The sequence below is a fragment of the Citrobacter amalonaticus Y19 genome, assembly GCF_000981805.1.
In the GTDB taxonomy this organism is placed as follows: domain Bacteria; phylum Pseudomonadota; class Gammaproteobacteria; order Enterobacterales; family Enterobacteriaceae; genus Citrobacter_A; species Citrobacter_A amalonaticus_C.
Window position 1 is genome coordinate 17,225 of the sequence record NZ_CP011133.1, and the last position, 9,133, is coordinate 26,357.

The window sequence follows — 9,133 nt, forward strand, 5'->3', positions numbered from 1 at the left end:
AGCGTCCTTGAATATGTTCGCTCGTGTGGCGCTCACTAGACACCAGATAACAGCAGAAAGCAGAGCAAGCATTGCGTAAACCATTCGGAAGTTTGAATCCCACAACGCAGTAACTTTTGATTCATCGACCGCCTCGCGAACGCAGGGTGTTACGAGAGGTGTCGGGGGAGTCGTTGATATTGATTCATCGACGCAAACCAGTAGCTTACCTACCGGTGCACCATCAATGACATTTCTGGCAGTAGACAGCAGTTGAGCTGAAGGTGAGCCAGAAAAGTTAAGGCAGACGAACGCTAAGAAAATCGCAAGCGCCGGGCCGGAGACCAGAGTAAAGAACGCACAACTGCGGTAGGTCGCAGTTGCGCGATACAGATTGACGAGGAATGTCATCATGATTCGTCGCGCTCCGCTTTAGTCACATCAGACTCGATTGCACATTTCTGGAACGTTTCTTGCGGAGTAATTTGACTAACCCCGCTAAAGCAATATTTTACAGAAAGGTGCTTTCCTCCCGTATCCAGACCGACAAAATAGATATCGACTGGATCTTGCTGAAATATCTCTTTGGTGAATCGGTTGTAAATTAACCAGTGATTAACCAAATCAACCATTGGTTTTAGTTTTTCAACGGAGCTGTCTGTTGGCTTAAGTGGTATAACACGGAAAACATGCCCTCGTGAGCAACGAACCAGCAATTGAGTGTCACTCTGCCAGACGTCCAGATCCGTGCCATTTGTCTGGATTTTACACAGCGATTTGAGATCGCCACCCTCCACCTCCAACTGGCTGAAGCTTCGACGATACTTCTCACACCCGGTTAAGTGCTGAGCGTAGCATTGCTGAATCAGTGATGTATCGCTGGTAGCCTGCACTTGAGTATCTTTCGCCACATAGGCATCACTGATAAGAAAATCAGGATAGCGGTGTCCCTCCCATAGAAGTTTTTCAGCGATAGCGACCCCCAATAGCACCACCACGAAGAAGAATAAGATAGTAAAAACAGGAAACATTTTATCCAGAGGTTTATTCATAATCTTCACCAGTTGTTAGTCTGAGGCTAATCTTCATTTCAGATTTAGAATGCAGTTTTCATGTGCATACATGACGGCGGAATCATGGCCGTAATAGAACTCGCCATTTTCACGCTGCCACTCACGGGCTTTTCTGGTACGAAATGCTTCCGACATATGCTTTCCGCATAACTCGCAAGGCCCAAAATGGTCACTACTTCGACCTGTTGATTTTGTGAGTCTGACGATATTTCCTGTAGGCCTACCCATACTTCCCCCTATGCAACTGGCATTAACCGGCTGTCTGATGTGCGTAATGAGCGGTTACTTATCCGCGTCATCATCGGATTCTTTCGGCACGGATTTTAAAGGGATCCGTGTCATTTCAGCGGGATGGTTCCCATAGCGCCACGGCTTTCTGCGGTAATTGAACAAATCAGCGAGCATCAAGCAGGCAAAAGCGATACCCGCCACAACCAGGTAGGCTTTGAGCAACTGCAAATCCCATTGTTCAATGGCATCATCCGCATTCACCGCGTGTCGCGGGCAATCTGAAGAGCGGAACGCGACAAATTCAGCCTTCTCATCAGAGCAAACCATGACCGTGGTGCTGGTGGCATTTCCAACCAGACTACGGGCCTGATCGAGGAAAGCTCTTGACGGTGAGCTGGTAAGAGTCGTACAGAACAGTACGAGCAGTAACGTTACTGCCGGGGCAGTAACAAACGAGAAGATAAATGCCTGTACTGATTTCCATAACACTTCGTTGATGTAATGGTTCATGTCAGTGTTTCCTCATATCGGTATTCGGGCCTACAGAGCAGCCCGGGGCTAATTTATGCTGACTGGAGTCCACCAGCTTGTTTCTCTTCAGCTCGGGTATTCCAGCGCGTCACAGCGGCTTTTTCGGAGTCCTGAAACGCCACCGTGGCCTCGCAGGAATTGCAGCTGGCGCGAAAATTATTCGAAATTTCCCGAACCCGGATAGATGAACAACGCAGAAAGGGCAGGGCTTAACGTTATCGTGTCTCATCGTAGTTCCTCGCTGGTGGTCTTTACCCGCCGAAGCTATTGAGCTGAATTTCCGGTTCATCGCCGAGCTCGGACATATGTCCCATTTCATTCAGGATGACGCTCCTGCCATTGAGCCGGGCAACCATGCATCGCCAGTGTTGACTGCCGTTTTCTCCCCAGCGGCCCACACCCGCAGCATCCATTTCGTCTTCAGAGAGAAAGAACTCTGCACCTGGCAGTTTCTCAGCATCGAGGCATATCTCAGGCTCAACGACAAAGCAGATCCCGTTGATGTTCATGACGTACATTTGCCGGACAAGGTTTTCAGTACTGACAATGACCTGCTGATCAGGAGTAAGTCGCGCTTTGGTGATTTCCATGCGAATCAGGCTCTTTGCATTGGCCTGTCCGGTAGTAAAGACCATAGCGGCGTTGTTAATCACTAGCTCAGCAGCTTCTTCATCAGAGACAGGAAGACCCACCAGCATGAGCAACTCAGCACATTCGGCTTTGCCAAGGATACTGGTGGTCAGGGTGACCACGCCTTGTAGAGTGTCCAGCTCCGTTGGTTGAGAGCGGAGGATGTCGCGAAGCAGTGTGTTACCTGCCGTACCCGGGTCGCCCCAGTTGGCGAACTCGGAACGCTGATTTTCCATAAATAGGGCACTTTGCAGAAATGCCGATGGTGGCTTTCCGGCAAAACTCAATTTTACTCTGACCGTATGGAATGCGAGCATGATGACCTTGTCTCCATTATTTCATGAAGGTATTAACTGTTTTAAACCTATTATCCCACCGGTCGACATTTGACGAAGTAATTAGGTATCAAATCGACACCACTTCGATTATTCACATATGCCGCAGCTTTACGTCTTTGTCTTATCCGCAGGCTGGGGAATGCAATAACTTAAGATGGTGACCGTTTCCCAACGAGTTGCTTTAGGCGCGGCACTCTGGCATTCATCATAGGTTTTGTAGCCAGGTATTATCTGAGAGGTTACACTACTTGAATAAAGCCCAATCACGAGAACTAAAGTAAACATGTCATTACTCCAGAATGTACTGATGGAAAGTAAGTGGGAATACCATTATCTCATTCTCCTAAAATTCGCGAAAAAAACCTCTCGCGAAAGGTGCTTTTCGGTTGCTTCAGGCGAAAGCATACTTAGATTGCAAAGTGAATGATAAAAAAAAGCACCGCAAAATGAGGTGCTTTCTTTTATCATTCTTTCAATGGATGTCCAGGTGGGGTTTTAGTTAAATGTCCAACACCTTAATAAGGCAAGTAAGAATCTGAGATATAAAGCTTGCCATCATGAAAATTATAACCATCTTGGCAGTGAGAAACGAAAAATCGAGAGACCCGATAAGACACATAAAAAATATCATAAAACCCAAAATCAGACATACGAGAAGACCTATAGCAGCCTTTAAGTAATCAGGGTTCTGGAATGTAAATCCCGTAGCAATCATTGCGAGTACACAAGCGAATAAAAAAGTTCTGTAAAGATGCCAGTCCCCGGATATAACATTCTCGCGAATAAGCACTGCCCATATCAAAAATTCAATACTGAAAATAATCAGCGGCACTGCGAGTACTCGGAATGAGAATTTTTTATATAAAGTGGTGATGATTAATGTCATAGCAAACTCCAGCTGTAAGTGAAAGGTCTTTTTTGCAGCATTCCAGCCTGAGCAACCCTGCTTTACTCATGACGAATCTTAAGAGGGGTTACAATTCCAGATGCAAAAACTAAACAGAAAACAAACAAAGCGAGGCTCAGCTCTATTTTTTTAAAAACTCCCCCAGCGCTCCAGCAATAACAGTAATCATAATTGCAATAGCAGAGCCGAACAGTAGTCCGTTCACCCACCCATCAGCTAAAAAATTCTGATAGTTAATATCAGTTGCCCTACTGATGAAACCGAAAATGGTCACTAACCAAGCGGTAGGTATAGCAACGGCATCCATAATGACGGCAAATTTCTTGGGGTGAAAATGAAGGCTGCTAAGGGGCAATAATCCGAGGACGGAAACTATTAGCGGCCCGAGTAAATGCCCAGCATCAATTTTAATAACTTCCTGCTGAATTAAATATAAAGTTGGTATGTACAGGATAAGAAGGTACACAATTGGGAAGGTGAGAGAAAAATAGCCTCTTGCAAAAGTGGGAGTTCTCATTTTTCAAACCTCTTGCTTATAGATTGCATAATACCTATGCCATAACCCGCTGAAATAAAAAGCACCAGCATTGACATGCATATAGCAAAATGATGCCAATACCCCGCGAGGTATTCATTAATACTATGATGTTCTGATACCATAAAGAAAACCACCAGCGACAGAAGCCATCCAGCAGGAATCGCCAATCCATTAAAAATGAACATTTTTATGTCCGTTTGAAAATGCGTCATGATAAGAAAATACAACATTAAAATACAAACAAAAATAGCGACGCAGAATGAAATGTAGTCCATTTGCACCCAACTGTTTTTTGTATAATGATAGACCAAAGCAAACTGAAGCACTATATAGATTATTGGTAAGTAAACTGAGAACAACCCTTTACCAATGGACGCTATTCTGGTAGTGATTTGCATGTATACCTCTGCGTTAAATTTCAAGGCCATTAAAATCTTTCTTTTATGGCAGCGACAATAATCTGAAATATACAACCAGTACTTATAGTATTAATAACGCTCCGACCGGTGAGAAATGACAGATCGAAACTAATGAATAATGCGACAAGAAAAATAACCAAACCGAATGCCCAGGAAATTAATATTCCAGCGGCTGCGAAGAAGAAATTACCTTTCTCACCATTTGAGAAGGAAATAGCTGTACACACAAGCGAAACTATACAGAATAGGATGCTCAACCTGAAACTACTCCATTCTATTGAGATTAACCCTGACTTCTCAGCCAGGATTACCGCAGCATATTCAACAACGAACAACAGCACCGGTAATGCCAGAGCGTTGAGATAGGCGCTAAATGTGCGATTTTTTTTTGTTGTTAAAGCTGTCATCGTTGTCACCTTATTGGTATGAATTAGGTTGGATGAAATTTTACTAAATACAGGGTCTGGATGGACTGGAAATCCCCCGCAAAACGCCCCCATTAATTGCTAGACATCCTCCGCAGGAGTGGCATAGAACTCGCGACCAGACGCACCGAGTTTTTTCTGGAGTTTCCTGGTTGCTTCAGCCTGGCTGCGGGCCTTGAAATAGAACGTCCTGATAAAATCACCATTGTTGTAGTTAACGTCCTCTGGATTTGCCCATTTCTGCATGGCAACAAACCGGATAGAGGGTTTCGGGATGGTTTTCACCTCGACATACCCCTGGCCTTTGCAGCGGAAACACACGCCGCCTTGCACGTGCCGGAACGCTCTGATCTCACCCTTACCACCCAGACAGCGCGGACATTCAATCTTATGCATAACAACCTCTCTACTGTTGGTTACCGGATTTCTCGCCGGAAAGGGGGCAGGGACGCGAGGATGTCCTTACCGTAGGCTTTTGTCTTCAGGCGTTTATCCAGAATGGTCACCGCGCCGGTATCACTCTCCGTGCGGATCAAACGACCAACCGACTGGGTCAGCTTGAGGCAGGCTTCAGGCATAGAGATTTCCCGGAATGCATCACGCCCGTTTTTCTCCAGCCACTCCGTCAGGGTCTGGCCCACCGGGTCGGTCGGAACGCTGAAAGGCAGTTTGGCAATGATGACGTTGTTGCAGTAAACACCAGGCAGATCTACCCCTTCACTGAAAGAAGCCATACCAAAGATAATGCTCGGCTCACCACGGTCGATTCTGAGTTTATGGCGCAGCAGTATTTCCCGTTTTGGAAGTGTCCCCTGTATCAGCAGATGCGGTGAGATATGTTCTGGCATCGCTTTGCTGACTTCTTCCATCTGCCTGCGGGAGGCGAACAACACGAGGCAACCCTGAAGCCGAAGAACCAGTTTGGGAAGGAGTTCGATAATCTCCGCTGTATGTTCTTCATGATTGGTCGGAACCGAGCGCATACGGGGGATGAACAATACACCGTTGTTCTGGTAATCAAACGGGCTGCGGGCCAGCAGGGTAGGCGTATCGGCTGGAAGACCGGCCTGCTCCATGAATGCGTCAAACTTACTGAGGGAGCGGATAGTTGCCGAGGTCACAATCGTGGCGTAAGCCTTTGTCCAGAGCTGAGACTTAAGGTGTTCGCCCGCATAGACCGGGCTGCAATTGATCACCACTTCGGTACTGCGCTTAGTACGGCGGACATTAATCCACCGGGCCATAGGCATACCGGAGACGGTTTTATTCCGGCAGTATGAGGCCAGAGCCTGATGCATACCCGCCAGGCGATTTGCCAGCTCGCCGACAGCCATCTTTTGCAGGGCCAGATCATCCTCGCTGATATCCCGCCCGGCCTCATCCACAATCGCCGTCATTTTCACAACGATATTCTGCATCTCGTTTACTGTCTTTAACGCGGGTGAAAACAGGGCCGCAATAGCTTCAGGTACGAAGCCCTCCGGGAAGCGGTAGATGTCCGATTCCACACCGTTCGGCATGTCGTGATCACTTCGCCAGTTAAGAGAGCGTAAGAGCGTACCCCGCAGATCACCGAGCTCATTACCGGCGTGGCCCGCAAATTCCACCAACTGCTGCACGTGCTGTTCCATTGTCCCGCCGTAGGACTCCGGCATGGTCATTACCATGTCGAAGATTTCAGCCATGAAATGCCTGCTGGCATCAAGAGAGGCTGAGGTCGCAAAGTGGTTAATTGCTTTTTGCGGAACGTGGTGACCTTCGTCGAACACGTAAATGGACTCTTCCTGCGGGGGAAGAATAATACCGCCTCCCAGCGACAGGTCAGACAATACGATGTCATGATTGGCGATAACCACATCCACCGAATCCAGCAGAGCGCGAGCGAGGAAGAACGGACAACGGTGATAGTGTGGGCAACGCTTTTTAGGGCACTGACTGCCAATGGCATTAACCCGGCCCCACACCGCCTCACTGATCTCATCAGGATAGGAATCACGCTCTCCCGTCCAGTGACCACCAGCAAAGGCCTTGCTGATATCCTCCACATCATCGCGGATGTAGCCATAGGCATTCATTTCGCTTTCCATATGAACGTCGCAGCGCATCTGGCAGAAGTACCGGCTACGGCCCTTCGCCATCGCATAGGAGAAGCTCAGGCCCGCTCTCGCCTGAATTTCTGGCAGATCCTTGGAGATGATTTGTTCCTGAAGCGCAACAGTTGCCGTGGAGATGATCAGCGTCTTATGCTTTTCCATCGCCAGAGGGATCAGAGGCAGACAATACCCGAGTGTTTTCCCTGTCCCCGTACCTGCCTCAATAACCCCGACGCGATACTGCTCTTCAGATGGGGTCGCATTCACGACCTCGCTGCAAAACGCCATCATGTCTACCTGCCCGGCACGAGGGGATAACCCTTTCGCGTCCAGGAAGGAGTGATAGGCTCGCTCAGTCATTTCAGCGGCAGTCATCCGGGGTTTGTTGTCTGGCATATCCGTACCTTGTTCTCTGCTGCTGCTCAGTAATTACAGCCTGGCAGCGGCTATCGAAGTCAGGGACATCCTCAAGCTGGTGGATGTACCGGGTTCATCAGTCTTTCAGTGAATGGCCTTTAAAGCGTCTCACATAGCGTTTAATTTCATTTTCGGCCTGTTCCAGCGCGGAACGGTCGCTATGCTCCAGCACACAGTAAGGCCCATGCGCTGGCCCGCCTTCACTGGTTTCGCAGCTATCCAGCTTGAAACGGTTGGATGCTTCAAAGATAAACTGGCTGATTTTCGCAATGGAGATCTGGTCTTTGTCTTCCTGCTCTTTGGTGTCGATGACATCGCCGTTATACACGTCGAAATCGAGCCGCAGGCGGTAAACCGTGTCGATGGCCATAAGCGGTTCCTTTCAGAGGATGTCGTAGATGACCGGAACGCGGCCACGCTCTACCTGTTGATTCAGGGTGCGGAAACCACCGTGATCCACAATGTAGAATTCTCCCGCCACAGCGGAGCGATGGAAGTCGGCGAGCTCTTCAGTTCCAAAGACAAAAACCGGGGTGGCAGAGGGAACGGTCATACTGGCAGATTTTCCGCCGTAGCCGCGAACCGTGAAGGTCATTACCCCATCCGCGCTGGCGGGCAGGAAATCGGCGAAAATCGAATGAAAGGCTTTATTCGCCTTATCGCTGAATACGTCGGTCAGTGTCTGCATGATGCGCCCCGTGATCTCGTTTTATGTTGTACTGATACCAGTACAACACGGGCCCGACAGGTGACGAAGGCGATACGGCGGGTATTATCAGAATGATTATGTCGGTCTGAAATGGTGCATAAGGGAGCCGTCAGGCCCGGCTCCGGGATGCGAATCAGCGGTCGTTATGCTGTAGCACCTCCACGAACTGTCCGCAGCTGTCACAGCAGTACTCATTGGCGAATCTGCCATCGTCCTTCCAGTTGTTTGCCCCGCAGCGGCAAAGCAGTACACGTACCTGAGAAGGGCGGATGCGAGCTTGCCCGAATTTGGTTGTCCACTGAGGCTCGCCATCAAAGCGAAAGGAGTCAATGCGAAACCTGCTTTCGCGTTCGTGGGTGTTGAGATATTTGAAGTACAGCTCTTCAGAAAGGATGGCATCGGTCATCGTGTATTCCCTGTCTGGCCCCGTGGCTGGTGATTTGCGGCAGAGTGTTGCGTTGCGAAAACTGCCTGGGTTGTCGGAGCCATTACACCACGGGTCATACAGGTCACGAAGGGGGCTACTTGCCTGCCAGCGCTTTCTCTTCCCGGGTAGCCAGGCGCATTTGCCCAAAACCTTCACGGATCAGCAACGGCTTTTCTTTCTTCCAGCCCTTAATGACGGACTCACCAAAACGACGCGGGGCGTTACCATTCCAGGTGGCGATGACATGGTTGTCATGGACTTCGACAATCACGACCGGGTGGACGACAACCGTCTTAAGTGTGGTGTTGCCCATATTTACCCGGCTAACCGACCAGACACTCATCCCGGCTTCCAGCTGGCTTATTTTCATCTTCACTTCCTTCTAAACGAACGTCGTGCGCCACGCGCTTAATGTC

At 48.8% G+C, this 9,133-nt stretch carries 12 protein-coding genes; all 12 read right to left on the reverse strand.

Annotation, left to right across the window (positions count from 1 at the left end; all coding sequences use genetic code 11):
• Window positions 1-389 precede the first annotated feature (389 nt).
• A complete protein-coding gene (locus tag F384_RS26250; RefSeq protein WP_046498769.1) occupies window positions 390-1,031 on the reverse strand; it encodes a hypothetical protein in 642 nt (213 codons plus the stop codon).
• Window positions 1,032-1,334: 303 nt separating this feature from the next.
• Window positions 1,335-1,793, reverse strand: coding sequence for a hypothetical protein (locus F384_RS26255; protein WP_046498772.1), 459 nt, complete (start codon window positions 1,791-1,793; stop codon window positions 1,335-1,337).
• Between the two features lie 272 nt (window positions 1,794-2,065).
• Window positions 2,066-2,761, reverse strand: coding sequence for a hypothetical protein (locus tag F384_RS26260; protein WP_046498775.1), 696 nt, complete (start codon window positions 2,759-2,761; stop codon window positions 2,066-2,068).
• 1,049 nt (window positions 2,762-3,810) lie between these two features.
• A complete protein-coding gene (locus F384_RS26270) occupies window positions 3,811-4,206 on the reverse strand; it encodes a hypothetical protein (protein WP_046498784.1) in 396 nt (131 codons plus the stop codon).
• Window positions 4,203-4,625 carry a hypothetical protein gene (locus F384_RS26275; protein WP_155404061.1) on the reverse strand — a complete coding sequence of 141 codons (423 nt, stop codon included), beginning with the start codon at window positions 4,623-4,625 and terminating at the stop codon, window positions 4,203-4,205. Before F384_RS26275 ends, F384_RS26270 begins: the two co-directional genes overlap by 4 nt.
• A 29-nt stretch (window positions 4,626-4,654) precedes the next feature.
• Window positions 4,655-5,053, reverse strand: a complete 399-nt coding sequence (locus F384_RS26280) for a hypothetical protein (RefSeq protein WP_046498791.1) — start codon at window positions 5,051-5,053, stop codon at window positions 4,655-4,657.
• 99 nt (window positions 5,054-5,152) lie between these two features.
• Window positions 5,153-5,467 carry a hypothetical protein gene (locus F384_RS26285; RefSeq protein ID WP_046498794.1) on the reverse strand — a complete coding sequence of 105 codons (315 nt, stop codon included), beginning with the start codon at window positions 5,465-5,467 and terminating at the stop codon, window positions 5,153-5,155.
• A gap of 20 nt (window positions 5,468-5,487) precedes the next feature.
• Window positions 5,488-7,560 (reverse strand): ATP-dependent DNA helicase DinG, encoded by a 2,073-nt coding sequence (dinG, locus tag F384_RS26290; protein WP_080950110.1) that lies wholly within the window; start codon window positions 7,558-7,560, stop codon window positions 5,488-5,490.
• Between the two features lie 97 nt (window positions 7,561-7,657).
• Entirely contained in the window at window positions 7,658-7,951 is a 294-nt protein-coding gene (locus F384_RS26295; RefSeq protein ID WP_008786601.1) for a hypothetical protein, read from the reverse strand.
• A gap of 12 nt (window positions 7,952-7,963) precedes the next feature.
• On the reverse strand, window positions 7,964-8,269 hold the full coding sequence (locus tag F384_RS30075; protein WP_008786602.1) for a hypothetical protein: 306 nt from the start codon (window positions 8,267-8,269) through the stop codon (window positions 7,964-7,966).
• A 154-nt stretch (window positions 8,270-8,423) separates the two neighbouring features.
• The gene (locus F384_RS26305; RefSeq protein WP_046498802.1) at window positions 8,424-8,696 is read right to left on the reverse strand and encodes a hypothetical protein; all 273 of its coding nucleotides are present in this window, start codon (window positions 8,694-8,696) and stop codon (window positions 8,424-8,426) included.
• A gap of 115 nt (window positions 8,697-8,811) precedes the next feature.
• Window positions 8,812-9,087, reverse strand: coding sequence for a hypothetical protein (locus F384_RS26310; RefSeq protein WP_020996212.1), 276 nt, complete (start codon window positions 9,085-9,087; stop codon window positions 8,812-8,814).
• Window positions 9,088-9,133 lie beyond the last annotated feature (46 nt).

Bases quoted from the DNA above. Each gene is read 5' to 3' on its own strand.
- F384_RS26280 (WP_046498791.1), bottom strand. From the start codon at position 5,053: ATGACAGCTTTAACAACAAAAAAAAATCGCACATTTAGCGCCTATCTC.
- F384_RS26310 (WP_020996212.1), bottom strand. From the start codon at position 9,087: ATGAAAATAAGCCAGCTGGAAGCCGGGATGAGTGTCTGGTCGGTTAGC.
- F384_RS26270 (WP_046498784.1), bottom strand. From the start codon at position 4,206: ATGAGAACTCCCACTTTTGCAAGAGGCTATTTTTCTCTCACCTTCCCA.
- F384_RS26255 (WP_046498772.1), bottom strand. From the start codon at position 1,793: ATGAACCATTACATCAACGAAGTGTTATGGAAATCAGTACAGGCATTT.
- dinG (WP_080950110.1), bottom strand. From the start codon at position 7,560: ATGCCAGACAACAAACCCCGGATGACTGCCGCTGAAATGACTGAGCGA.
- F384_RS30075 (WP_008786602.1), bottom strand. From the start codon at position 8,269: ATGCAGACACTGACCGACGTATTCAGCGATAAGGCGAATAAAGCCTTT.
- F384_RS26250 (WP_046498769.1), bottom strand. From the start codon at position 1,031: ATGAATAAACCTCTGGATAAAATGTTTCCTGTTTTTACTATCTTATTC.
- F384_RS26295 (WP_008786601.1), bottom strand. From the start codon at position 7,951: ATGGCCATCGACACGGTTTACCGCCTGCGGCTCGATTTCGACGTGTAT.
- F384_RS26285 (WP_046498794.1), bottom strand. From the start codon at position 5,467: ATGCATAAGATTGAATGTCCGCGCTGTCTGGGTGGTAAGGGTGAGATC.
- F384_RS26275 (WP_155404061.1), bottom strand. From the start codon at position 4,625: ATGCAAATCACTACCAGAATAGCGTCCATTGGTAAAGGGTTGTTCTCA.
- F384_RS26305 (WP_046498802.1), bottom strand. From the start codon at position 8,696: ATGACCGATGCCATCCTTTCTGAAGAGCTGTACTTCAAATATCTCAAC.
- F384_RS26260 (WP_046498775.1), bottom strand. From the start codon at position 2,761: ATGCTCGCATTCCATACGGTCAGAGTAAAATTGAGTTTTGCCGGAAAG.